Annotated in this window: 15 protein-coding genes and 3 pseudogenes; 14 read left to right on the top strand and 4 right to left on the bottom strand. The window is 44.5% G+C overall.

Annotation, left to right across the window (positions count from 1 at the left end; translation table 11 throughout):
- Nucleotides 1-163 precede the first annotated feature (163 nt).
- From SU60_RS22715 to SU60_RS04060, 8 genes and pseudogenes are all read left to right on the top strand, one after another.
- Nucleotides 164-2,080, top strand: coding sequence for a hypothetical protein (locus SU60_RS22715; RefSeq protein ID WP_052481479.1), 1,917 nt, complete (start codon nucleotides 164-166; stop codon nucleotides 2,078-2,080).
- Nucleotides 1,987-9,456, top strand: a complete 7,470-nt coding sequence (locus SU60_RS04090; protein ID WP_052481478.1) for a T1SS-143 repeat domain-containing protein — start codon at nucleotides 1,987-1,989, stop codon at nucleotides 9,454-9,456. Before SU60_RS22715 ends, SU60_RS04090 begins: the two co-directional genes overlap by 94 nt.
- Nucleotides 9,453-11,632: pseudogene (locus SU60_RS04085) on the top strand (type I secretion system permease/ATPase). Before SU60_RS04090 ends, SU60_RS04085 begins: the two are co-directional and overlap by 4 nt.
- Nucleotides 11,629-12,939: an HlyD family type I secretion periplasmic adaptor subunit gene (locus SU60_RS04080; protein ID WP_041154436.1), complete on the top strand. Its 1,311-nt coding sequence runs from the start codon at nucleotides 11,629-11,631 to the stop codon at nucleotides 12,937-12,939. The pseudogene SU60_RS04085 and the gene SU60_RS04080 overlap by 4 nt, the downstream one beginning before the upstream one ends.
- Nucleotides 12,940-12,954: 15 nt before the next feature.
- Nucleotides 12,955-14,268 carry a TolC family outer membrane protein gene (locus SU60_RS04075; protein ID WP_041154435.1) on the top strand — a complete coding sequence of 438 codons (1,314 nt, stop codon included), beginning with the start codon at nucleotides 12,955-12,957 and terminating at the stop codon, nucleotides 14,266-14,268.
- Entirely contained in the window at nucleotides 14,261-14,884 is a 624-nt protein-coding gene (locus tag SU60_RS04070; RefSeq protein ID WP_052481482.1) for an OmpA family protein, read from the top strand. The genes SU60_RS04075 and SU60_RS04070 overlap by 8 nt, the downstream gene beginning before the upstream one ends.
- The gene (locus tag SU60_RS04065; protein ID WP_041154433.1) at nucleotides 14,874-15,734 is read left to right on the top strand and encodes a substrate-binding domain-containing protein; all 861 of its coding nucleotides are present in this window, start codon (nucleotides 14,874-14,876) and stop codon (nucleotides 15,732-15,734) included. The genes SU60_RS04070 and SU60_RS04065 overlap by 11 nt, the downstream gene beginning before the upstream one ends.
- Before the next feature lie 309 nt (nucleotides 15,735-16,043).
- Nucleotides 16,044-17,698 (top strand): annotated as a pseudogene (locus SU60_RS04060) (BCCT family transporter).
- A 49-nt stretch (nucleotides 17,699-17,747) separates the two neighbouring features.
- Here the strand turns inward: SU60_RS04060 and SU60_RS22845 are convergent.
- A pseudogene (locus SU60_RS22845) lies at nucleotides 17,748-17,969 on the bottom strand (GTP-binding protein); the annotation flags it as partial.
- 342 nt (nucleotides 17,970-18,311) lie between these two features.
- On the opposite strand from SU60_RS22845, the gene SU60_RS04055 reads away from it, so the two are divergent.
- The gene (locus tag SU60_RS04055) at nucleotides 18,312-18,992 is read left to right on the top strand and encodes a hypothetical protein (protein WP_041154432.1); all 681 of its coding nucleotides are present in this window, start codon (nucleotides 18,312-18,314) and stop codon (nucleotides 18,990-18,992) included.
- 284 nt (nucleotides 18,993-19,276) lie between these two features.
- On the top strand, nucleotides 19,277-20,704 hold the full coding sequence (locus SU60_RS04050; RefSeq protein ID WP_041154431.1) for an NAD-dependent succinate-semialdehyde dehydrogenase: 1,428 nt from the start codon (nucleotides 19,277-19,279) through the stop codon (nucleotides 20,702-20,704).
- 115 nt (nucleotides 20,705-20,819) lie between these two features.
- Here the strand turns inward: SU60_RS04050 and SU60_RS04045 are convergent, their stop codons facing one another.
- The gene (locus SU60_RS04045; protein ID WP_041154430.1) at nucleotides 20,820-21,689 is read right to left on the bottom strand and encodes a DMT family transporter; all 870 of its coding nucleotides are present in this window, start codon (nucleotides 21,687-21,689) and stop codon (nucleotides 20,820-20,822) included.
- A 129-nt stretch (nucleotides 21,690-21,818) separates the two neighbouring features.
- Here SU60_RS04045 and SU60_RS04040 point away from each other — a divergent pair, with 129 nt between their 5' ends.
- From SU60_RS04040 to SU60_RS04025, 4 genes are all read left to right on the top strand, one after another.
- Nucleotides 21,819-22,301: a MarR family winged helix-turn-helix transcriptional regulator gene (locus tag SU60_RS04040; RefSeq protein ID WP_041154429.1), complete on the top strand. Its 483-nt coding sequence runs from the start codon at nucleotides 21,819-21,821 to the stop codon at nucleotides 22,299-22,301.
- A 19-nt stretch (nucleotides 22,302-22,320) separates the two neighbouring features.
- Complete coding sequence (locus SU60_RS04035; RefSeq protein ID WP_041154428.1) at nucleotides 22,321-22,674, top strand: MmcQ/YjbR family DNA-binding protein; 354 nt, start codon at nucleotides 22,321-22,323, stop codon at nucleotides 22,672-22,674.
- A gap of 121 nt (nucleotides 22,675-22,795) precedes the next feature.
- Nucleotides 22,796-23,230 carry an Mpo1 family 2-hydroxy fatty acid dioxygenase gene (locus tag SU60_RS04030; RefSeq protein WP_041154427.1) on the top strand — a complete coding sequence of 145 codons (435 nt, stop codon included), beginning with the start codon at nucleotides 22,796-22,798 and terminating at the stop codon, nucleotides 23,228-23,230.
- 194 nt (nucleotides 23,231-23,424) lie between these two features.
- Complete coding sequence (locus tag SU60_RS04025; protein ID WP_041154426.1) at nucleotides 23,425-23,754, top strand: hypothetical protein; 330 nt, start codon at nucleotides 23,425-23,427, stop codon at nucleotides 23,752-23,754.
- A 60-nt stretch (nucleotides 23,755-23,814) separates the two neighbouring features.
- Here SU60_RS04025 and pilW read toward each other — a convergent pair whose 3' ends face one another.
- Both pilW and metA read right to left on the bottom strand, forming a co-directional pair.
- On the bottom strand, nucleotides 23,815-24,543 hold the full coding sequence (gene pilW, locus SU60_RS04020; protein WP_041154425.1) for a type IV pilus biogenesis/stability protein PilW: 729 nt from the start codon (nucleotides 24,541-24,543) through the stop codon (nucleotides 23,815-23,817).
- Nucleotides 24,544-24,728: 185 nt separating this feature from the next.
- Nucleotides 24,729-25,670, bottom strand: a complete 942-nt coding sequence (gene metA / locus SU60_RS04015; RefSeq protein WP_041154424.1) for a homoserine O-acetyltransferase MetA — start codon at nucleotides 25,668-25,670, stop codon at nucleotides 24,729-24,731.
- Between the last annotated feature and the right edge of the window lie 151 nt (nucleotides 25,671-25,821).

Genomic DNA, 25,821 nt, shown 5'->3' with positions numbered 1-25,821 from the left:
GGTTACACAGTCTACACATTAGTAACGTGATTCAATCAAGGAGATTTTAATCGATGATAACTTTATAACCTGATGATTGATAAAGTTAATTCTAAAATCTCATATTTGATTTGTTGCAGATGTCGTCCATACTCTAAGTTAGTGTTTCTTTATGGTTCTAATTATGACACCGATAATCTATATTCAAGTTGGTAGCGTTAAGTGGGCAATACTAAGCGATGGTTCTTGGGTTGAAGTGTTGCCAACAGACCAAAACGTTCCGGGTGTTGAGACTCTGGTCATAAATACAGAGAGTCTAGACTTAGAACCCGATTCAGATTCCATTGATGTGGACTTTAAACAAATCGCGGCCCAAATAACCAGTGAGGCTTCATCGGCTTTTTCAGAGGATAATTCGGACTTTACTGAGTCGTCTGAAGGCGCGAGTTTTGTCAGTCATATCTTGGCTGTTCTGCCCGAGAAATTGGTTGAGGCCGGCTTTGATACCCGAGGTATAGCGTTATTCGATAACAAGAACGAGCAAGAGTTTTCTCATACAGTTGAAGGGTTGAGAAAAGATGCTGAGCTGACGGTCGACATATTAGACGGTGGTGATGGTTACGAAAACCAATTTGAAGTGCCTAGCGTGACCATTCAAGGTGGCGCGCTTGAGGTGAATGACGATTGGGTTGTTCAGATTACGATTACCGATAGCCTTGGCCAAACGGTCAACGTTAGTGCCATAGTAAAAAATGAGTCTTACCAAGTTACAGGTATTGATCTGACGTCTCTGGAGGAAGGTCCGTTAACCGTCACTGCAGTGATAACCGACACGTATGGCGAGAGTATTAGCGCCAATGATACGACGATAAAAGATACGCTGGCAGACATAGCGGTCGATTTTGAAGGAAATGGCGATCGGTATTTAAATCAATTTGAGATTGAAAGTACACGCATTGAAGGCAAAGTTGAGAATGTCGAGGATGGACAATCTATTTCTATTTCCGTCACCGACGAGAATGGTACAAGCGTATCTTTCAATACCACCGTAAACGGTGGCAGTTGGTCTCTCGATGAGGTCGATCTTTCTAGTATGGAGGATGGCGTTTTAACTGTTGTTGCCAGTTCTGAGGATATCGCGGGCAATCCAACTACTGCCCAAAATACCATTGTTAAAGACACGCAAGCGCTCATTACTATTGATGTAGAAGATGGTGGTGATGGCTATCTTAACAGTGCAGAACGTCACTCAGTGACTCTTTTCGGTCAGGTGACGGGGGTGGAAGATGGTCAAACTGTTGATGTTGTGGTCACGGATTCCGAAGGGACTAAGCAAACACTGACGGCGGTTGTTTCTAGTGGTGAGTGGCGTGTAGAAAATCAGGATTTGACGGCTCTTGCTGATGGTGCGTTAACCGTAACGGCGTCGACTTCAGATATTGCTGGTAACCCTGCGACATCGTTAGATAGCGCAACGGTCATAGATTCTACGTTTCCTACCATTGATATTGATACGTCCTTTTACTCACAAGGTGGTTTAGACGTAGAGAGCTTTAGGCAGGGCACTGTTACTGAAATGCGCGGCTCAACATCGGGTGTGGAACCTGGTCTGGACGTGGTTATACGAGTCAGTGATGGGCAAAGTGATCTGACGTTTACTGGTAAAGTTGACGCTTCGGGGAACTGGCGTGTGGACGACATTAATGTTGACGCGCTGGATCAGAACGCAACTTGGACGATAGAAGCTGAAGTGTGGGATATCGCTGGGAACTCAGTGCTTGACGATATGCCGACGATTGTCCTTCCGGATGCGACGTCGTTTTCTGAAAATATCATTTACTTGAACGGTCAACACAGTGGCGATGCAAATATCAATATTGAAAATGCGCAAGCCACATTCCATTCCGATCAATTTCTCATCGCCAACTTGACTTCAGTCGGGCAACCCATTGAGACGCTTATATCCAATGGCGGCAAAACCTTACTGGTACGTCGGCAGACAATCGCGTGGTATTTACGGCACAAATCAACGATAACGGAACGGTTGATATCACGTTTTTTGAAGTCGTCGATCAAGCTCCGGGGGAAGATTACCTTATAACGGCGTTACTGATTGATGATACGCAAATAGACGCCGATGGTACTTCGGAAACGGTGGTTGCCAAACTCCCCATAACCATCTATGACTCCGATCCTTTAGTAAGAGATGAATCTTACACGGTGACAGAAGGGGAAACCGTCACAGGCAACGTATTAGATAACGATGTTGATTTGGACGGTCAACTTCATGTACGAGTTGTGGAAGTTAATGGGCAGCAGCAGCGTGTGCCTGATGAAGGTTCGGTCACTTTCAATCTCGACAAAGGCGTGCTAACCGTGCATTCCAATGGTGATTGGGAACTGGTCGCGAGTCGAAATCTAGATAATACCATTGAGCAAACGGTGACATTCCGGTATGCAGCAGGGGATTTGTCTGATGACTACGGGTTAGCGACCACGACCATCAATGTATTAGATGGTGAGCCAGGCAGTATAGAAGAGAGCGTGGCTGTGACCAAAGAAACCTCACTTTCTGACTCGCTATTAAGGGCGACGAGCCACACCAACGTTTTGGCAGGCTCGGACAACCCAGACCCAGACTCGCTGATTTTTGATGCGGCGTCTTTGGCGAAACTCCAAGCGTTAGAGTTGACCAGTTCTGTCGCGGATGCGCCTCTTGAATATGCCTTAAGTACAGACGCCAAACAGATCACCGCTTCGGTCAACGGAGTCACCGTGTTTACTTTGTTGCTAAGCGGTACTGCAAACGGCAATGACGTCATTGCGTCCATTGATTTAGAACTGAATTATCCTTTGGATCAAGTACTGGTTGGCGATTTTATTGAGCTTCCATTGGTGATTGAAGGTCAGGATCTTGACTCGTCGTCATTGGGAAGTAACAACGTCACGTTTGTTATTCAAGATGGCGTGGATCCAGCTCTAACCAATACGACACAACTCAATGTCAACGAAGTGGATTTATTGGGCGGAGATATCCTGTCGGGTGGAAGCTTCAGTTTAGATATTGGCAGCGACTACGTCGATGAGCTTGTATTAAGCACAACAAACCTATCGCTTATAACCAGCGGAGGTAAAGACGTTCTCTATCAAATTGCAGATGATGGCTTATCTGTACGTGGGTATATCTTAGACAGTGATGGCAGCACACAAGTTGATGTGTTTAAAGTCGTGCTTGATGTGGTGTTGCCTATAGAAACGAGTGGCGATATCAGTTATCGCTTCGAATTGTATCGTGCACTGGACCAACTTGAAGGCGATCCTCTTAATATTCCCTTGGTAGTCATTGCAACGGATTCTGATTCTGATACGACTTCAATCCCATTAGATATTAACGTTTATGACAATGATAATGGTGAGATTGTTATTCCCAATAACACGGTGGAGCTAACAGAAAACCCGAAAGATCCAGCTGTCGCGCCTGATGGCGTTTCAGCCACCGCCAATGTTCAAGTCACGGGACTCACGTCGCTGGACCCAATTGTATTTTTGGGTTTAACGGTGGAGACAGGTGACACCGTGGTGAACTCTGATGGTGGTCCCGTAACATACAATGGCGCAGTCTTGACTTGGCGAGATAATGGCGATGGTAGCTATGACGCCGTGACACAAAATGATGAGACCGTCTTTGAGGTGCTGTTGCCCGGTGATTTTTCATTAGTGGAATCAGGCACCGCTGATATTTCTGTTCAAGTAAATTTGTATCGAGAGGTCGATCACGTTGTTGGTGATGGCACCCAAGTACTCATTCCTGTTCCCATCGTTACTCGGGATTCTGATGGAACGGAAATCTCAGCGGAATCAAACATCAGAATCTATGATGGTTTATCGCCAGAAATCGTTGTAAATAGTGGAGTGACGACAAACGAGAATGGGTTAGTGGACGATGGTCAAGAGCCGGGAAGCGAAAGCAGTACACCGTCATTAACATTTATTCGTGGCTCCGATGATGTCGTACGTATTGATGTCGATACCGATGCTTTTAATGCCTTAAATTATAAAACCAGCACGGGTAGTCTGATCACGTTGAATAGCTCGGATTCTGAGGGTTGGCTCTATGCGATAGATGAGAGCTCGCAACATGTATTCAGAATACGATTCAATTTAGATGGCACGGTTGAGTTTGACCTTTATCAGGCGATGGAGCACGCGCCTCCTAGCGGTGTTCTGTTTGACGAAAATGAGCTGCTCGTCAATTTTTCTATCTCTGTCACTGATAACGACGGAGATAGCTCTCCAGCGGAAACCTATTCGGTTTCAGTCACTGATGATATTCCCGATGCGATTTCGAATGCACTCGAGTTGACCGAGGGTGATGAATACATAGGCAACTGGTTTACCAACAATAGTGATCCCGTTGGGGCTGATGGTGCCGTCATCTCTAGCATCACTTATCAAGGCGTCACTTATGACGAGAATAGCGGAAATTATTCTAATGGTAGCTGGGTCATTGACTTGCTCAATGCCGATGACGGCAACAACCTATACGGCACTCTGGTTATCGCTGAAAACGGTGATTTTGAGTTAAATACCGCGTTCAACGTTACCACACCTGTCGGTGGACTATTCGACAATTTAACGCTGACAGTCATGGATTCGGATGGTGATCAGGTTGACAGTAATATACTACTGACTCTGAATGACTCTCAAGGGTTTATACGCTTAACGGCGGTCGATACTTTAGAAGATAATGGCGCGAATAATGGTAGGCCTGTTGATGCAGTTCAGCTTCCGATCCGTGTATTTGCTGGTGATAACGATAATAACGAGCGAGTTGAAGAAATCCGGATATCGGTTTCATCTTTGCAGGGAGGGACTCTGTATCTGGATGATGTGGAACTTAATGACGACGACAATGATGGATTTGTTAGTCTGAGATATTCAGATGGTCAACTGCGCGAAGTGGGGAGCTTTGCCGTACCAAAAGGGACGCTAATATTCGAACCCGCTTTGAATGTGTCAGATAATACGTTATCTGTTTCGCTAGAAATCTCGTCAGTTATTACCTCAGACATTAATCCAGATGGTGTTGTTTTGGATGCTTCAGGCACGCTCGACGTCAATGTACTACCAGTAGCGGATGCTCCAGAGTGGGCGCCATCGTCTGTGTTTGAATACCAAACGGTTGAAGACTCAAATACGCCAACCGTTTTGGATATTGTGGCGAACCTATTTGATTTGGATGGGTCTGAAACACTTCAATATAAAATTTCTAATATTCCAGATGGTTTAGAGATCACTCGCAATGGCTCTTTGATCGTTGAAGGCAAAGCTTATAATCAAAACCAACTCAATCAAATGCAAATTACCTCAGATCGAAATGTGGCGGGTAAATTTACTTTTGATATCAAGGCAATAAGTACCGAAGCCGGGAATGTCTTTGCTGACAATAGCGATAAAACAGCAGAAATTTCACATCAAGTTATTGTGAATGTATCACCCGATGCAGATACGCCGTCTCTTAGTGTGAAAAACATTAAAGGCTTGGAAGATCAACTTATCGATCTTAAAAATTATGTATCGGGAAGCCTTTCCGATACGGATGGTTCAGAAACGCTAGCGTTTCGAATTGAAGTTCAAGATGGCTGGACATTGCCCATAGGTGCGGGAATTACGCTTATCGCTGCGAATACCTACATGGTGTCGGCACAAGCGCTAGCAAGTTCAAATGCTCTATTGACGCCTAAAGAGGACATCAGTTCTTATACCGAATCTCTGTCCATCCAGGTGACAGCAATGTCGACTGAATCGACAGTTGACGGTCTGGCCCCAATTAATGAAACCGCTGAAAGTGGTACAAAAACGGTAGCCATAAGTCTTAAAGGGGTGGTGGATGAACCTGTTGTTTCCGACGCAGGTCAAGGCCACTGGCAATATGATGGTGGAAGTAAAATCATCAGCAACGCTTCACCGCTGAACGAAGATGCTTTGATTCAACTGGACTTTATCATTCAGACCTCTGATGACGATGTCTCTGAGGAGATAAACGTGTTGCTTGGGAATATCCCGCAAGGGACATCGCTGGTGGACGTGAATGGTGACCCAGTCACGCTGCCCATTGCTTATGTGGATGCGTTAACCGGCCCAGTTTATCAGGTTTCTAACACGATACTATCGAAGACCTATCTCAAACCCGCTCAAGATTTCAGCGGATTACTCACTCTTGATGTGACAGTAGTGTCCACCGAGCCAGATGGGGATTCCGCTGAGTTCCCTCTCACCGTCGAGATGGATGTATCTCCAGTCGTGGACCAGAAGGATGGGCAATCCGTCCAGACGAGTGGTGTTGAAGACAGGAGTATTACACTTCATTTGGAGCCAGTGGTGGATCAAGACATCGATGAGAGTGAGTCACTTACTGGCTATTCGATAGACTCGATTCCTGCAGGTTTAACACTGTACTTTGATGGCGCAGTGATTGAGTCGACGGATTTGCCTTTAGATTTAAATGCGTTAATCGATACTAATTCTTCTTTAATTGAGCTGTTAAACAGCGGCCGCTTTACTGTTATCGCAGACGAAGATTTAAGCGGTGCGTTTAGCATTGACGTGACATATGAAGTGACCGATGTATCACCTACAGGGAAAACAGATACCAAAGATATCTCGGGTACTTTGGATATTGCTGTCGCGGGTAAAGTTGATATTGGTAGCGAAGACGTACACAAAACACGACTTGAAGGCACAAGTGAAGTGCTGACCAGTACCGATGGCTCTGCGATTGATATAAGTGGAGCGATTACCTTTACCGAAGAGGATCTCGATGGCTCCGAGTATTTGGATTACATCGTAGTTCAATTTAACGGTGAAGAGAATTTAGTGATCTCTCACCCAAACGGTGTATCACAAGATGCTAACGGGAACTGGCTGATCCCAATGGGTGATATCACCAGCGACAGTGTTGTCGAGACGGCCAAAGATCTTCTGGCGGGCGCAACGATATTCAGCCCCGTGAATACCGGTGTGCTAGATATTGTGGTTAAAGGGTTCGTCAAAGATGGCACGGATTCTCAGTATATTAGTGGTCAGTTTCAAATTCAGGTTACCGGGCACTCCGGCGGGACGGGGGGAGGATGTGAAGCGCCAGGAGAGCCCGGAAGTGTGCAGAGCGGAGATATTGTTGCGTCTGAAGGGGAAAACATCAATCTAGGGCAATACCTCAATCCAGACGTTGCTAGCAGCGACAGCAACTCCGTTTCTTTTTTCGTGCCAGCAGCGTCATTACCAGATGGTGTTGAGTTTGAGGGCGAAGGCGTAACTCCGGCCTTTGACACGTCAGGAAACTTGTTGGGGTACTCGATCACCGCTTCTGGGCTCGAAACCTTAATGATCACAGGAATCGATGAAGACTTTGCGGGATGTATCAGCTTTAGTATGGAAGTGACCGAAACCGCCCCTTGTGATGGTGAAACCAAAACAACATCACAAACGATTACCGTGCAAATTGCCCCGGTTGTTGATGACATAAACGTTGAGCCGAACATTATATCTGTACAAGAAGACACTCGAACGACTCTTGGTCTCGACCTAGTACTCGGAGATAGTGTTGAAGCAGGCCAAACGATCAGCGGTGAGGGGAATACGGCAACAGGATTAGAAACAGTAAACTGGATTAGGATTTCAGTGTCAGATGATGCAGTACTTTTGGCGCAGGATAACAGCTTATTGGTCGACAACGGAGACGGAACCTGGACAATAACGGATGCCGAGCGGTTAAACGAGGTTCAACTTCTCCCTCCGGAAAACTACAGTGGAGAGCTCGTGTTAACGGTTGATGTGAATATCACAGATGAAGTGACTGATAGTTGCCTGTCCAGCGAAAACGCCGTTGACACCCAAACTAAAACCACATCTGTTTCAGTGATGGTAGAGCCTGTTGTTGATAAGGCAATATTAACTTCCCAAGACGTGGTTGGTAATGAAGATAACTATATATCTCTAGGCAACTTGTCTGCCTCACTGGTTGACCAAGATGGTTCTGAGTCTATGTCACTCATTGTTACAGGCGTACCGAAAGATGCTGTGCTTGTCTGGAACAACAACGGTAATTTTGAGTTATTGCCAAACAATGGTTCAACTAATGGTACTAGCACGGAGTGGCAAGTCTCTGAGCAACAATTGAGCAATATTTATTTGTTACCACCGCCAGATTTTAGTGGAGACATTCCACTGACTTTGGAGGCCATAACTCAAGAAAAAGGCACAACCAGCTACAACAATTCATCCGCTACCTTTAACGTGGCTGTATTACCTATTGGCGATAATACGGATTTGGACGTCTCGTCCGACTTTGTTTCGGGAAGAGAAAACAACACGATTCATTTAGACTTTGAGGCAAGTAGCACTGAAACCAGCAGTAATGAATATCTAGAAGTCTCAATGATCATTAACTCTAGCTCCGACGCGAGTTCGTTAGAAGGTCTGGGGCGTATTCGCATTGGTAATCAATTTGCGTTGTTTAATCTTGATGACAACGGCAATGCTGTGGCGACCATTTTAGTTCGTGCAAATGAAGTCGACGGATTAGATTTTATTCCCAAAAATGCCTTTGGTTCAATGGACGTAACGCTTAGTGTCCGTACGTACGATAAAGCCATCGTTTCTGGCGTGCTCGAAAGTGATTATGGTGATCCAGAAACCCAAGATCTTACCATTCGAATCACCCCTGAACCTGATGAGCCAATGTTGACAGCTGAGTATAACTCTATCGTGTCCGAGGCATCGGGTGAGATTCCTTTAGGGTTAGAGATGACATTAGTTGCGCCAGCATCAAATGAAACTGGAAGTGTGATGATTAGCGGGTTACCAGCTGGATTAGAGCTCAATTATGGCACGTACTCTGACGGCGTATATAAAGTTGATTACGACAACGTATCTGATCTTTCTATCATCGGTGGCTATAGCGGAGCAGAGCAGTTTGAACTAACCATCACTCCAGAAGCATCCATTGACGACCAATCAGCATTAGGACTTCCGCAAGTTGTATCGGTATCGCTCGTTGAGGTTGGCGATTCGATATTGATGGCGACTGCCGACAACGACTTGCTTATCGGTGGTGATGGTAATGATACCTTCGTGTTTGATAGCTCTGGTGTAGGGACATTACTGTCGCCATCTCGAGATGTTATCAGCGATTTTCAAACCCATTTCTTACTTGGTGATAACGACACCGTTGATGTTTCGGCAATTGTAAGCGCACTGACGATTAATGGTTTAGATAACAAAATTGACCTCGCTGAAGATAGTCAAGGTGTGACGCTCAGCCTAAAACCGGAAGGTGCAGGAACCAAACAAGAGATCTTACTAGCTGGCACAACCATAGATGACCTGTATCGCGGAGATTCGACGGGAGTATCTGAAGCCGATGTGTTACAGAAAATGATCGATGATAACAATTTGGTCGTAGGTGGTCTGTCATGATTGAACATACTCAAAGTACTTCAGCCACTGACAACCAACAGGATGCTTGGATGTCAGTTGTTGTTTGGCTCTTACGTCACTTTGAACTGCGCCATCATCCAAAGAAGATACTGTCCGGCTTGCCTCTAACAGAAGGCAAATTAGACAGTGAACTGTTTGTTAGGGCTTGCGAGCATGCGGATTTAGAACTGACTTTAGTTAACATTAAAGATATTCCAATGCTTTCCTTTCCTGTCGTTGCCATTGAAAAAGGCAGTCAAAAGCCAGTTATTATCTCCGCTAAAAAAGACAATGTTTATCACGTTCTTTCTCCAAATAGTGAACGGTGGGAAAAACTCGAACTCACAAAGAGTGAGCTTCAACGTCAGTATGAAGTAAAGGGGTGGCAAATCGCTGTTCAGCCTAGCTTTGATCATCGCGTGGACTCGCTGCAGCCACGGCGCAGTGATAACTGGTTGTTTTCCGTTGTTAAAGAGATGACACCTTGGTACCGCGATCTGATTATTGCCTCTTTGTTGATTAATGTGCTGGCCTTAGTGGTGCCCCTATTCACAATGAATGTTTACGATCGTGTTGTCCCAAACCAAGCGTTTAATACTCTTTGGGTATTAGTTGGGGGCGTCACTGTGGTGGTTTTGTTTGATTGGTTACTACGTAAAGCCAGGGGAGTGGTCACTGATACTGCTGGAAAATATATAGATAACAAGCTGTCTTCGATATTGTTTTCTAAGGTCATGGGAATGAAGCTGGAACATCGCCCAGCTTCTGTTGGAGCGTTTGCTCGCCAGCTACAAGACTTTGATAGCGTCAGAGACTTTTTTACTTCCGTGTCATTAGTCACGATTGTCGATTTGCCGTTCACTTTGCTGTTTTTAGCGCTTATTGGCTGGCTGGGGGGACCAATGATGTTTATCCCTGTCGTAGTGATGCTCACCTTGCTGATTCTGGGCTGTTTCGTTAAATCAAAGATTGAAAAGTCGCATAATGAGAGCTCGGCACTGTCTATGAAACGCCAAGCACATTTATACGATTGTCTGTCATCGATCACTGAAATCAAACAGCATAATGCAACCGGCGAATCGCAGAAACGTTGGGAGCAAACTATTTCCGCCTTGTCAGATTGGCAGAACCAGTCTCGACATTACTCAAATATCGTGTCGTATTCGATTCAATCGAGCCAACAAGTGATCACGATTGCGTTGATTGTGACTGGGGTATACCGAATATCGGAAGGTCTGCTCAGTATGGGTGGGTTGATCGCGATTGTGATGCTGAGTGGTCGCGCAGCCAGTGCAGTGAATCAGCTCGCAATGTTAATACTGCGCTACCAGCAAACCAAAACCGCGATTGAGGGGTTGAACTCGATAATGTCTCTACCGCAAGAGACGCAACACAACCAAGTGATCACCTCGGGTGAATTTACCGGAGAGGTTCGTCTAGAAAATGTTAGTTTTCGTTACCCAGATGTCGATATGCCTTGTCTTCAGGGAGTCGATATCGCGATTAAGCCGGGAGAGCGAATTGGCATTATTGGGGCTGCGGGTGCTGGAAAGTCGACATTAATGTCCTTGATCACCAGCCAACTTGTTCCCTCTGAGGAAACCTATACTTTGATAACGTGGATAGTCAGTTGTGGCCAATCTCATTACTGCGCGACAAAACAGGGTGGGTTGGTCAGCAAGTACAGCTAGTCTATGGTTCTGTGATGGAAAACATCGTCTTAGGCCACGATACGGTGGATCAGGAAAAGCTCAGCAAGTCGATTGAATTGTCCGGGCTTAATTACTACATGAGTCGATTACCCCATGGATTAGAAACTCAGGTTGGCGAGGGCGGCCGTTTCCTTTCTGGTGGGCAGAGGCAAGCGGTTGCGATTGCCCGTGCACTCTATCGTGAACCCGCCTTGTTAGTTATGGATGAACCAACCAGTTCTTTAGACCGAAATGCAGAAGCTGCATTGTTTAACTCCTTACAGTTGTTACCACGTCACGTAACAATGGTAATTAGCTCGCATAAACACACATTCCTTTCTCTTTGCGACCGAATCGTTGTGCTCGATAAAGGTGTCGTGATCGCGCAAGGTTCACCTAAAGAGATATTGAGTGCGCAAGAAAAAAACACTCGCACTAATCGGGTTCGTGCCGTTTCTATCGTTCGTGAAGGAGGTAAAGCATGAGTGGAGTTCGTTGGAGCAACGCACACCTTGCCTATCGTTCTCGTACACTGATTTGGTTATCGTTGACGCTGGTTGTTTGTGTGATTGTGTGGGCGTCTTGGGCGAAATTGGATGAGGTTGTGGTGGGTGAGGGAAAAGTGGTTCCTACGCTTTCTGTTCAAACCATTCAAAGCCTTGAAGGGGGCATATTAAAAGAACTGTTGGTGTCCCCAGGTGAAGCCGTTAAACAAGGTCAAATCATTGCGGTTTTAGATGACACTCGATTTAAATCGAACTACTCCGAAACGACTGAGCAAGTCGAGTCGTTGTTAGCACAAAAGCAACGCTTACAAGCAGAACTACAAACGGTAAAAGTGAAAGGCTCTGAGCTAGATTGGAAGGATCAAGTTGTGATTGAGCCACAAGACTTCGAATTGACGGATAAAAGCCACTTCGCCTACCTGAATGCCAAAGCAAACTACCTTGAACGAGTGGGTGAGTTGGAGTCGGAGTTAGAAGAAGCCAAGCTGCGCATTGAGCAGCAGGCTCAAGCTTACGCTGATACGCTTAACACGATAAGAACCTTAAAAAGTAGTCGTGCGATTGTCGCGAAAGAACGGAACATGTTGCGAGAAGTAGTGGCTAGCGGGGCCGTAGCTGAAGTGGAATTGCTCAAGTTAAACCGGGATTTGATTAAGCTTGAAGGTGACATTGCCAGTTCTCAGGCGGCGGCTCAAAAGCAGAAGGCAGTATATTCAGAGTCGATTGCTGATTATCGGAGTCTGGCACTGTCGTTTCGTGCCGAGTCTCAAGGTCAACTAAACGAAGTCATATCGAGGTTGGCCCAGTTGAATGAGAGTCGATACGCGATTGCTGACCAATTAAATCGAACTCAAATGTTGTCACCCGTAGATGGCACGATTAAAGACGTCTTTCTAAGAACGATTGGTGGTGTCGTCAAGCCGGGTGAACCGATAATGGAAATCGTGCCTCGAAACAGTGCACTGATCGTAGAGGCTCGAATTTCGCCCCAAAACATTGCGTTTATAAAAAAGGGACTGGATGCCACCGTTAAGTTTTCAGCGTATGACTTTGTTATTTATGGAGGCTTAAAAGGAAAAGTCAGCTATGTCAGTGCGGATGCTCTCCAGACTGAAGATGGTAAGGCCTACTATCGCGCAAACATAACGTTTGAAGGTGAAGACAAGTTTTCGATCATTCCGGGGATGCAAGTCGTCGTCGATATTATGACTGGAGAAAAAACGGTTCTTAATTATTGGTTAAAACCTATCTTACGCGCTAAAGAAAATGCTCTGAGAGAGCGATAAATATAAGGATATGTCATGCATCTTAGAATAACGATTATGGCTTTTTTACTGCTGTCGTCGCCGTTAAAAGCGATGACTTTGGAGGAGTCGGTCGCGCAGTCGTTAGACAACTCACCGCTGTTAGTCTCAAGGTACTCGCGTTATCAGTCGATGGTTAAGGATCAAAGTGCGGTGAGTGGTGCTTTTTTACCACAGGTTAACGTTTATGCGGCTGCAGGGTACGAAGGGACTCGGTATAACAATGGTAATTATATCGATAGCGAAGACAGAATACTCGATAGAACCGAGATGGGCGTAAAAATATCGCAGCTACTTTTCGATGGATTTAGAACGAGCTCTGATGTGGATAGGTTATCTTTTGAGGCCGATGCAGAGCGTTTGAGCTTACTTTCCGCAGCAGAAAACGTCGCCCTCGACACGGTGAAAGCATATATTGACGTACTGCATGCGACGGAGTTGCTCAGTTTAACGGAACGCAACCTTCGTGAGCACAATGAAATATACCGCTTTATCCTAGATAAGAAGGAGAAAGGGTTAACCAGTAACTCGGATCTTGCACAAGTTTCTGCGCGGGTAGCGACAACGCAATCTTCAGTTATCGCATCGCAAAATAACCTCTATGATGCAAAAACGAAATTTCTACGTTTAGTCGGGCAATCACCAAAAGATCTTATCGAGCCAGTTTTTCCTGATGAATTGATCCCCTCTACGCTCGATGAGGCAAGATCGTACGCAATTAAAAATCACCCGACGATAAAGTCTTCGATGAAGGATCTCGAAGCCGCAAGAAAAGAAGTTGATCGTGAAAAAGGGGGATATTACCCAGAGTTAAAGTTAGAGCTCTCTGCGAGTAAAACCGACAATGTTGACAACATAGAAGGTATTAACGAAGACGCGAGAGTGATGTTGTCTCTTAACTACGATATTTTCAATGGCTTTTCCACCAACTCCCGTGTTGAGTCTTCTGCGTGGCGAGTTGAAGAGGCAAGGGCGGTGAGAGCCAGCGCTGAATTGGACGCGAGTGAGGGCGTGCAACTTGCGTGGAACGCACATGATTTACTTCAGCAACAATTGGATGTGTTGAAAGTCAACGTTGATGCCGCAAAAGTGACAGAACTTGGGTACATACAACAGTTCAATGTTGGACGGCGTAGCTTGCTTGATGTTCTTGATGCAAAAGTTGAGACGTTTGTGGCACGACGAAATTACTTAAAAACTAAATACGACCGTACCTATGCCGCCTATCGATTGTTTAACGCTATGGGAACGCTTACGTATGCATTAAGAGTCGATTATCCAGAAGAATGGAAGGGAAAAAATGATGACTAAGATCGCTATTATTACGGTTCTTCCTCTCTTTCTCATGATTGGATGTGCGGAACAAATCAATACTCAGGTGACCCGTTATCAATTTGATGACTTACGAGATGCGGATGGGGATGGTGTGATTAATCAAAGAGATGTCTGTGCGAATACGCCTAACAAAGCGGCAGTGGATAGTCAGGGATGTGCACACTGGTATCAAAATCCAGATGTTGATCTTGTCAGCTTTTTCTTTGAAATGGATAAATACGCGATTAAGCCAGAGCATGAACGCCCATTAACTGAAGTGGTTACCTTGCTAAAAGAAAATCCCGACTCTAAGGTTATCTTAGTCGGTGACACCAGTCCGGAAGCATCACTCAATTACAATATCGCCTTAGCGAAGCGAAGAACGCGCGAAGTGAGACAGCGATTGGTAGAAAAAGGGGTTGATCCCGCACGTATAGAAGAGCAGGAGTTTAGTCAACACACATCGCTGACTAATCAGCTACAAGCGCGCAAAAGAAGAGCGATAGCCGTTATCGAAGTTCAGACGAAAGGTACTAAGCCTCGTTGGACTATTTTTAGCTCGGACACCTCGCTCACATCAAACTCAAAAGTGGAGGTCAACGATGGAAATTAAGCGCTTGGTATTATTAACACTTCTGCTTGCTCCCCATGTTACGTTTGCAGCTCAAGATGAGCAAAGCGATCGAATGTTAGTAGGTGTGGAGTCGTCGTTGGTTCCTATTGTTGAAGATTTAACTCAACACTCAAATGATCCCTTAAGCTATGTTGTTAGTGATTCGATTCCCGCAGATATGATTAAGGGAAATATGCAGGTTGCAATTATGTCCAGAAAGTGGACAGATGAAGAGATATCTCAGTTTTATATTGCCAAGGGATACAGGCCGGTTCGGCTGTTCTTTATGGCTGATGCTGGGGTCTTAGTGAGTCACAGTGACAGTGTGGCTGAAACCATCAGCTTTCAGAATGACGCAACTAGGAGCCTGTACTGCATCTCTAATCTGCATGCGTTAAAAAACACCGTGATAACTGATAATGTTTCCAGCCTAAGCCGTTGTGAAAACACGATGGATTTTTTAGACAGGCAAGCACTAAAAGGGAAACTCGATAGCGATAAGTCGGCAAAAGCGTACATCAAGTACGCTGAGGCGGTATATTCTGGGAATTGGGACGAATATAAAACACTGTCTGTTCAAACCAGCGGTAATAAGGCATTTGCGCCAACAGCTGAGAATATATATTCGGGCAGATACCCATTTTCTAATCTCTACTATTTGTATCTGGACAATGTCACAACTGCAACAGAGGGGTTGCACAATACCAAGTTGTTAAAACTGGTGACATCGGAGCAAAATGAGAGCGAAATCAGAGACAATGGCTATATTTCTTTGCCAGTTACGTTACTTGAGAGAAATCAAGTAACGTTAGGTTTGAAGCCAGCCAGTATCCTTCATGGTTACAAATAAAGGGGGCAAAACGTGAACAGAACCATAAGCAGTGAAAAGTAAGTTATCTAAAGGATGGAAGGGATAGATGCCAAGCTTTGATCGCTAACTTTTTTGATTGTGAACCAGAAAAAGCGGATTGGAATTGTTGCAAACACCAAGGCTAAACAATCAACATCAATTTATAGGGTTCACAAAAAGTTGCGCATAGATTTTAGTGCACCAGTGGCGTTTCATACCAATTAGGATTTATACTAGTTAATGATAACAAGTACTTAATTGGTGTCTTTACGACCTTATTGAGTATGTCAAAAACAATAGGAGCCTTAAATGAGCAGTGATAATGGCGGTATTCCCAAGCACAGTGGGAAAGCCAACCCCATAGATACCGATTACCAAGTCGGGCAGACAATGTCGTATTGTCCGTAGGGCCTTTTGGGCTAGACATACATAACCGTGTGTTTGTTATTTCGGGGTTAGCAATTGTGATTTTCGTCTTTGCTACCTTGATTTTTAGAGAGCAAGTTGAGCCTCTTTTTGTTCACATGCGTTCTTGGCTAACTTCCAGTCTTGACTGGTTTTTCATCCTTTCCGGAAACATTTTTGTCGTGGTATGTCTAGGACTCGCGATTTCTCCTTTGGGTAAGGTCAGAATAGGCGGTACGGAAGCGTTACCCGACTATAGTTATGCTGGTTGGTTAGCAATGCTTTTCGCCGCGGGTATGGGTATTGGTCTAGTATTCTTCGGCGTATCTGAGCCAATGTCTCACTTTAGTACCGCGCTTGGCGGGACCGTCGTTGAGAATGGTGTGCGCACAGACTGGGCACCCTTAGCGGGAGCGATGGGCGATGTTGAAGCGGCTCAATCATTGGGTATGGCAGCAACCATTTACCATTGGGCTTTGCATCCTTGGGCGATTTACGCCTTGTTAGCTTTGGGGCTGGCAATCTTTTCGTTTAATAAAGGTTTGCCTTTAACCATGCGCTCGGTATTTTATCCAGTGTTCGGTGAGCGTATATGGGGATGGCCAGGACATATCATCGATATCCTAGCTGTGGTTGCGACCGTATTTGGTTTGGCCACATCGCTCGGTTACGGTGCTTCGCAAGCAGCGACGGGTTTAAACTTTCTATTCGATGTTCCGTTTAACGATACCACTCAGATTATTTTGATTATCGTTATTACTGCTTTTGCGTTGATATCCGTGCTTGCAGGGCTTGACGGGGGCGTTAAACGTCTTTCTGAAATCAACATGGTATTAGCAGCAGTGTTGTTGTTTTTTATCGTGATAGTTGGACCAACCATCGCAATCTTAACTGGCTTCTTCGATAATCTCTTATCTTATGCTGAAAACTTCCCAGCGCTGTCGATGCCATTTAATCGTGAAGACATCAACTACTCTCAAGGCTGGACGTCATTCTACTGGGCATGGTGGATTTCATGGTCCCCATTCGTTGGTATGTTCATCGCACGTGTATCTCGTGGTCGTACAGTACGTGAATTTATTTTCTGTGTACTGATCGTTCCATCAACGGTATGTGTGTTCTGGATGACGGCGTTTGGCGGTACAGCAATCAGCCAGTTTGTTAATGATGGTTATGAAGCCGTTAAAGATGCAGAGCTACCACTCAAACTGTTTGAAATGCTAGAAGTACTGCCGCTGCACGAAATCACATCGTTTGTTGGTATCATCCTGGTTGTTGTCTTCTTTATCACGTCATCTGACTCTGGGTCGTTAGTTATCGACACGATTGCGGCTGGTGGTAAAGTCGATGCACCAACTCCGCAGCGTGTATTCTGGTGTACGTTTGAAGGCTTAGTTGCGATTGCATTACTGTTGGGTGGTGGTTTAGCTGCTGCTCAAGCAATGGCGGTGACGACAGGTTTCCCATTTACCATTGTCCTATTGATCGCAACCTTCTCGCTGATTTTGGGTCTAATGAGTGAGCCAAGGGGCAAGAGCACGGCGAAAGCTAACAAATAATGGAAGAAACAAAAATCCGCCTTTTGGGGCGGATTTTTACTTAAGTGTATTAATGAGTCCGACAGGCTAAGATATCTTTCTCTATTCGTGACCGATCTAAGTCTCGTTCGCTGATAATTTCGATGCGAGTATCTCGTCGATAGGCAACTTTATCCAAGTCGTGCTCGTCTTTAATTCGGTTGAAGTATCCCCAAGCGCTACCAATCCTTATAACTCCTTTAATACGACTCACGTCGGGTAAGTAGGTTAAGACCTTTTCAAGTTCCCAGTAATCAAAGCAATCATGAAATTAGTTAAACTCATGTGAAGGGTACTTTGATTTTTCGGCCTAGAATATTGCTAGTTCTCTGTTGTGTCATTGCTTGTAACCATTTTGAAAGGGGATTAGTGAGGCCCGAACTCAACTGCTAAGCGCGAACGATAATAAATTACCCTCGGCGTGGTCCCGAAAGTGCAAGTAAGTATGATATGCTACAGCTATATTTATTATCGCGAGACTTATGCGGTAAACATCCATGCATGTCATTGCAATCGAAACTTAATTAGAATGATAAGTGACTGATAGAATGACTCAGAGTTTCGGTTTCAACTTTTGTGCGAGTAAAGATAATATATGAAGAAAGCTATCTCCTTGGTAGTCGCGTTGATGGGGCTATCTGCATGTGTGACATCACCTACCAATAATCCCGTCTTATCCGACGCACACATAGCAAAATGTCAGGCTCTTGCAGGACTCGTCGTGACTCAAGATAACGACTTTAAACCAGCGCTTTCCATCTCTTCACTAATTTCAAATCAACCGCCAGTCGCAGCTGAAGATTTTAAAAATGGTGTATTAACATGCAGCATTGAGGGTGCGTCTGATACCGGATACGCCATCGCTTACGATGAGAGTTCTGAAATCTATCTATATGATAAATTTAACAGTGCGAGTAAAAAATCTGTGTTTCAACAGCTTATCGATAAAATTTCGGCTGAAGAACAAAGACTACAAGATTTGGAACAAGTAAAACAACAGCAACCAGTCAGCACGAAACGTGAATCTGCTAAAGATAAGCAAATTCAGTTCTGCCTTGATTTTGGCGCTAGGTATGCAGACATTTTGAAGACGCATGGAATGACCATTACTGACATCTCAGTCCACGACTCTTGGGACAGTGGAAGCTCTGTGACGTGTGTAAACAATTATAAGGGTCACTGGACTGATGAATTGAATGACGGTGAAATGGAACCAATGCGAGAGCAACATATCGTTGATAAAACTTCCGGAGAGTATCAAACGATTTTTCGCTGATTAATACCGAGTTCCGGCAGTTCTTGAAGACGAATAGATTCATGCCTATGGTGAAAGTACACATTATACCAATCACAGTAAATAAGTGATCAGAAATAGCGCAGGAAAAATGCTTGAGAACAAGGCGCAACTTTTTGATAAGTAGTTATTCTACAATCAAAAATTGTAACGAAGTCATCGAGTATTTTAACAAGCTAGAATGACCAGTTATTTACTACGATTGGTATTACACCACGATACCTTTAATGGATGTGGCTTTTGAAAGGCGGTGAAAAGGAATAACCATGGAACAGATAAAAAATAGAAGTCTTCTTTCGTTCATGGTAGCGAGTGAAGCGCAGGGTACAGCAGTCACCAATCCAGCAACTGGTGAGATTATTGGGTATGCGCCAGTCATAACAGAGAACGACATTCATGATGGTATCGAACGCGCGAGTGCTGCGCAAAAAGAGTGGGCGGCACGACCAGCAAAAGCGCGTTCTGAAATGCTCAATCGTTGGTACCAACTAATTATCGAGAATAAAGAAGATCTCGGCCGTCTGATGACCTTAGAGCAAGGTAAGCCATTAGCAGAAGCTCAGGGTGAAGTACTTTACGCTGCAAGTTTTATCGAATGGTTTGCTGAAGAAGCAAAACGGACTTATGGTGACACTATTCCAGCACCGAGTGCGGATAAACGTATTGTAACTATCAAACAACCAATCGGAGTCGCTTGTGCAATAACGCCTTGGAATTTCCCCATTGCGATGATAACGCGCAAAGCTGGCCCAGCTTTGGCTGCGGGTTGCAGCTTTGTTGTTAAACCTTCAGAAGCTACCCCTTTTTCTGCATTTGCAGTAGCAGAGCTCGCTTATCAAGCGGGGATTCCTCGCGATGTGCTGCAAGTCGTTTTGGGTGAAAGCTCACGTCAAGTTGGTGCTATTTTTACGTCGCATCCACTGATTCGTAAGCTGTCTTTCACTGGTTCTACTCAGGTTGGTAGAGTTCTGATGCAGCAAAGCGCGGGTGACATAAAACGGACATCAATGGAATTAGGTGGTAACGCACCGTTTATTGTATTTGATGATGCCGATATCGATGCGGCTGTGACAGGTGCTATCGCTTCTAAATTCCGCAACGCAGGCCAAACATGTGTCTGTGCTAACCGTTTCTACGTACATAACAAAGTATATGACGAGTTTGTTGCTAAGTTTGATGCGGCTGTTCAACAGCTTAAAGTCGGCAATGGTCTGGAAGAGGGCGTGAATATTGGTCCTGTGATCAACGAATCAGCAAAGCAAGGTATTCAAGCTCTCATTGATGGCGCAATAGAGCAAGGCGCTAAACCAGTGTCTGAGATAAAAGAACTGGATGGCCTGTTCATGCAGCCTGTGGTGCTGAAAAATGTCACTCACGACATGAAGATTGTTTCTGAGGAAATCTTCGGCCCTGTTGCCCCCGTGATTCGCTTTGATAGCGATGAACAGCTTATCGAAATGGCGAACGACACCATCTACGGTCTTGCTTCTTACTTCTACAGCCAAAATATTCATCGGGTTTGGAAGATTGCTGAGGCACTTGAATACGGAATGGTAGGTATTAATGAAGGCCTCATTTCTACTGAAGTGGCTCCTTTTGGTGGGGTTAAACAGTCCGGTATCGGACGTGAAGGGGCAAAACAAGGTATCGATGAGTACATGGACGTAAAATATCTCTGCTTTGGTGGTAATTAAATAAGTTACTTGAGAGTTAGCCTAATACGCGACTTGACGTGACTAAAGAAAGGGGAAGTGACCGATTGGTCGCTTCCCCTTTTCTCTATGTATCGTGTGACATCATGAGTTTTCGCTATGATTTAGAAAACTTCATCACAATCTGAGGAAGAAGCGAAGTCACGATCATCCCTAACATCAAGCTGTATTGGAATGGGGTAAAGGTTTCACCGAGGAGCAGCAATCCCGATAAAATACCGGCAATTGGGTTGATAATGTTGCCAAAGGTGAAGTCAACGACCGACATTCTTTGCAGCAACCACACATACATGGTGTAGCCTAACGCTGTGTTAAGGACGATGATCCAAAGTAGCCCCAATATATTAACGACGGAAGTATTGCTTAGTGCGCTTAGATAGGGATCAGGATTTAGACTCGCTAAGATACCGGATAAGATAGAAAGTAACACACCGCCAATGAGCAGTTGCCACGTGAGCACGGTCCACCAATGCATTCTTGTTCCCAGCGCTTTGGTTACGCTACTACCAATCACGATACACATGATGGCCGAAAACATCGCGATCAAGCCAACTGGATTGAGAGTCATTGTTTTCGGATTAAATAAGAGCCAGGCAAGTATGACTAAGGCAAGTCCTCGACATGCTTGCAACGCGGTTGGTTGGCGTTTATACACAATCCAACTATAGAGCATGGCGAATACGGGCAACGAAACCATTCCTACACCGGAAATTGCGGCGGGCAAGGTGAGAGCCATCACAAAAATAAGACAAAAGAAAAAGGCGATGTTGATGGTGCCCAGTGCAAATAGTGCTTTCCATTCATGCTTTTTGGGTAAGGTCGGCTTTATTGCAAGCAAGATTAGACCAGCCGGAAGCGCCCGCAGTGCCCCAAGTAAAATGGGTGGCCAATCTGGTACGGTAAACTGCGTGACGGCATAGGTTGTCCCCCAAAAAAAGGCAGGGATCATCGCAAGTAATATATTCATGTAAAATATCTTTATGTTAAGATAATTAAGTGCAAAGATACGCTCTAGGTTACTTTTTGTAAAGTAACTAAGGCTATTTGAGTATATAAAGTCGTGAGTAACTGATGTCGCTTTGGAGAAATATAAGTAATGGACGCAATAGACAGGCTTGTCGAGCAATGGGACAAAGAATTGCCTACTCTCGATACTGAACCAATGGCGATCATGGGGCGTTTGCTAAGGATTGCAAAACATATGGAGAATCGTGTTGCAGAACTTCATAAGCAGTACGATTTAAAAATGGGGGAGTTTGATGTTTTGGCCACGTTGCGTCGTGCAGGCACACCTTATCGTCTGACCCCTTCGGCGTTGATCGAGTCAATGATGCTTACTTCAGGCGCGATGACTAACCGTTTGGATAAACTGGAGAAGAAAGGCTTCATTTCTAGAGAGCATAGTAAAGAAGATCGGCGCAGCGTTACTGTCGAATTAACCAAACATGGCGTACAGTTAATCGATAAGTTGATTTTGGAGCATGTTGAAGTTCAGCGCGGTTTTGTCTGCGATTTGTCTGATGAGGAAAAGAGCAGGCTTAATGATGCGTTGAAGCTTTTGCTACCTCAGTTCGAATAAATCCAAATAGGCTACGTTAATGAAAACCAAAGAATTAGAGAAGTATCTAGATACATTTAATTGCGCTGAAAGTGACTTTCCTTTTGGCCCAGAAGCGCTGGTTTTTAAGGTAAAAGGTAAAATGTTCGCGTTGCTCTCGCATCGTAATGGTCGTGATTATGTCAGTGTAAAAGTAAAGCCTGAAGATGGTGAAGTTCTCTCCGCGCAATTCGAGGATATTACGCCCGGTTACCATCTGAATAAACGCCACTGGATTACCGTGTATTTCAACGGTGATGTGGAAGATGGACTCATTCAGGATCTATGCCTGCGTTCATACCAACTTGTTGTCGCAAAGTTAACTAAGGCACAGCGCACCGCTTTGGGTTATTGACTCGTACTTTTACCTAACCCACAACAGCTAAATTTAAATGAGTGCTTTAGCTGGTGAAAAACTCGCACCTTTCCAAACTTAGGGCTATACAGAAAGTATCAGGGCGGAATAGGGGAATGGTATGAGATCGTTATCTGATTGGCTCAAAGCCTATGGCGAAAGTCATCAACACCCAGTCAATCGAAAAATCCATACGATTGCCGTTCCAGGCATCTATCTTTCCGTTGTCGGGTTGATTTGGTCTATTCCGCAACTGCCTATTGCTGGCTATCAAATCAATTGGGTATGGTTAGCGGTTATACCGGCATGGGTTTTTTATTATCGTCTTTCTTTGAGCGTGTTCATGATGATGTTGGGCTACACTCTCGCATGCATCGGTCTCATTTGGTCGCTAGAGGTTTTACAGCTTCCTGTTCTTTATATTTCTCTTATTTTGTTTAGTCTGTTATGGATGCTGCAATTCATCGGCCATAAAATTGAAGGGACTAAACCTTCCTTTTATGAAGATCTCCAATTCTTGCTCATTGGGCCCATTTGGGTGTTTAGAAAGCAATAGCGTGAAACGAAATAATCCAACTCTATTCCCAATAAGGGAGACATCCTTCATTGGGGATGGCTTGGAGGCATGAAATTTATTCCAAATCACACTATGCTTAACGGAGTGAACATGCTGTGAAATTGGGTGACTATAAATTTGTGGTGACCCCTTTTTGACACGGTCACGTATTGGTGATCAAAAGCGGAGGCCCTATGTATAACCGCGAGCGCAAATACGCTTATTGGCGAGAAGAGCGTAAGAAAGGTAAATGGAATTACATCTTTAAGTCTTTCTTTATGATTTGCTGCGCGTTGTTACTAGGGAAACTTATTGGGTTATTGGTTTTCGGGCCGTTACGTTCGTTATCGGATATTTGGATTCAGCTGCCTGCTGACCTGTTCATCATGATGTTAGTTGGGTTTCCGATCAGCGTGATAGGGTGGTATCACGAGGAGTCTAAATTTTTCCGAGCAATAAAACGAAAAGAAAAGCAGCAAAGAATTATGCGGAATCATAGCAAGCAAAGGACAGACTATCGATAAGTCGTCTGTGATGCTTCGCTCCAATGACGCTCTTGTTGTTATTGTAACGGTGTTTTCCTGCTATCCTCGCATAAGATCAAATTGTTTCTGATACTTTTGCTCTAGCGTTACGTTACCCGCTGCACGTTCAAGTTTAATCATCAATTGTAAGGAAGGCTTTTTAATGCCATAGGTTTGATTGAAGCGCATTAAACGGATTCTTGCTTCGGTATATTGGCCATCGTCTATTTCTAATTTAGCCAGTTGTAAAATCGATTTTGGTCTGTGTGGATCGTGATCAATCGCCCGAGCAAAATAGTATTTCGCTTTTTCAGTATCTTTTGCTTTCAGAGCACAAAACGCAGCGTTTTCATAACTCGCTGGGATCAGAAAATAGTAGGGCTGTTCTATTGCTCGATTAAACATCTGATCTGCTTCATCGTAGTCGCCTCGTTTGCACAGAAAAGTACCGTAGTTATTAAGCACGTTACCGTTTTTGGCATGTTGGCGTAGGGAAAGTTTGTACATCTTTTCTGCTTTTTCCTCTTCTCCAACGGTTTCGTAATAGTGTGCCATTGAAAGTTGAGCGCGATAGTACTGCGGAGCATGGGTGAGGGCTTGTTGCAAATTATCGTGTGCGCGAATCATGTTTCCACCGTCTAGATAGCCAAGGCCGAGCGCAATTCGAGATTCCGCCATCGTGACTGGGTCGGTTTTGGTGACGGCGTGGCCATCCTGATTTACGGTGACACAACCTACTAGTGCAAACTGACCCATCAATAGGAGTAACCCTAACGTTAATGTTTTCATTCTTCGCCCTTATATCCGTAAATCAAGCATTTGAGGTTATGGGCGTATAATAGGTATAACTTAGAAAAAACCTAATGAGGAAAAATCACTATGCGATCAGGTTTGCAAACTGGTATGAAAAAGCCGCCAGTTGGCGGCTTGGTTCACAAGTGCTATTCGGTTCACAAGTACTATTCTGTGAAAAATCAATCGTCTTTTGTAAACGCTGACTCGCTGAAATGATCGAGATCGTAAGGCGTTTGTTGGTAGACACAATAGTTCAGCCAGTTTAAAAAAAGTAAATGTCCATGGCTTCTCCAACTCGCTCTCGGTGGGTTATCCGGATTATTATTGGGATAGTAGTTTACGGGGATCGCAGGCTCCATTCCTTCGCTTAAATCGCGAATGTATTCATTGTGTAAAGTATGTGAATCGTACTCAGGATGTCCCGTTACAAATACATTCCGCTTGTCTTTGGTGGTCGCTAAGTACACGCCAGCTACGTCTGATGTGGCTAGAATGTCGAGATCGGTATGTTCTTCTAGAAAATGAGGTGAGAAATCTGCATACCGTGAATGAGGGGCAAGGAAAGTATCATCGAAACCACGAAGTATCGGATGGAACTGATTGTGGATCTCGTGATGATAAACACCAGAGAGCTTCTCTTTGCGTGTTCGCTTTGGTAAGTCGTACAGTAATTTTAACCCTGCTTGTGCTGCCCAACAGACATATAGTGTTGAAGTGACGTGATCGGTTGCCCATTCCATGATGGTTTTTAGGTGATCCCAATAAACAACATCTTCAAACTGGACTAAGCCCAATGGTGCACCAGTAATAATCAAGCCATCAAAGTTCCTGTCTTTGATGGTTTCAAACTGACGATAGAACGTATCTAAATGCTCGGTAGGTGTATTTTTGCTTGGGCGATTGTCAATGCGCAGTAACTCTACATTGACTTGCAATGGGCTGTTGGAAAGTAGACGTAGAAACTGAGTTTCAGTCTCTATTTTTTTTGGCATTAAATTCAGGATCAGTACCCTTAGAGGACGTATCTCTTGGCTTGCGGCACGAGTTTCGCTCATTACAAAGATGTTCTCATGACGAAGTACATCTGAAGCTGGTAGTTGATCTGGAATTCTAATTGGCACGACTCTTTCTCCCTAAACTTGGTCATCTAGACGTCTATACATCTAAAGCTAACCTAATTTGATTTGGATGTCGATACAAAATGTGACATTAAACGTGTTTGTATCTCTTAATATATCTAAATAACCAAAAGACGTATGTGTTTTAACGTGA

Origin of the sequence: Vibrio mytili (genome assembly GCF_000830505.1) — a bacterium.
GTDB classification, from domain to species: Bacteria; Pseudomonadota; Gammaproteobacteria; order Enterobacterales; family Vibrionaceae; genus Vibrio; species Vibrio mytili.
This window is presented reverse-complemented; position numbering and strand designations above follow the sequence as displayed.

Coding starts and splice junctions, on each gene's coding strand:
- SU60_RS04045 (WP_041154430.1), bottom strand. CDS start 21,689: ATGAATATATTACTTGCGATGATCCCTGCCTTTTTTTGGGGGACAACC.
- SU60_RS04065 (WP_041154433.1), top strand. CDS start 14,874: ATGGAAATTAAGCGCTTGGTATTATTAACACTTCTGCTTGCTCCCCAT.
- SU60_RS04030 (WP_041154427.1), top strand. CDS start 22,796: ATGAGATCGTTATCTGATTGGCTCAAAGCCTATGGCGAAAGTCATCAA.
- SU60_RS04050 (WP_041154431.1), top strand. CDS start 19,277: ATGGAACAGATAAAAAATAGAAGTCTTCTTTCGTTCATGGTAGCGAGT.
- pilW (WP_041154425.1), bottom strand. CDS start 24,543: ATGAAAACATTAACGTTAGGGTTACTCCTATTGATGGGTCAGTTTGCA.
- SU60_RS04025 (WP_041154426.1), top strand. CDS start 23,425: ATGTATAACCGCGAGCGCAAATACGCTTATTGGCGAGAAGAGCGTAAG.
- SU60_RS04055 (WP_041154432.1), top strand. CDS start 18,312: ATGAAGAAAGCTATCTCCTTGGTAGTCGCGTTGATGGGGCTATCTGCA.
- SU60_RS04040 (WP_041154429.1), top strand. CDS start 21,819: ATGGACGCAATAGACAGGCTTGTCGAGCAATGGGACAAAGAATTGCCT.
- SU60_RS04080 (WP_041154436.1), top strand. CDS start 11,629: ATGAGTGGAGTTCGTTGGAGCAACGCACACCTTGCCTATCGTTCTCGT.
- SU60_RS04075 (WP_041154435.1), top strand. CDS start 12,955: ATGCATCTTAGAATAACGATTATGGCTTTTTTACTGCTGTCGTCGCCG.
- SU60_RS22715 (WP_052481479.1), top strand. CDS start 164: ATGACACCGATAATCTATATTCAAGTTGGTAGCGTTAAGTGGGCAATA.
- SU60_RS04070 (WP_052481482.1), top strand. CDS start 14,261: ATGACTAAGATCGCTATTATTACGGTTCTTCCTCTCTTTCTCATGATT.
- SU60_RS04035 (WP_041154428.1), top strand. CDS start 22,321: ATGAAAACCAAAGAATTAGAGAAGTATCTAGATACATTTAATTGCGCT.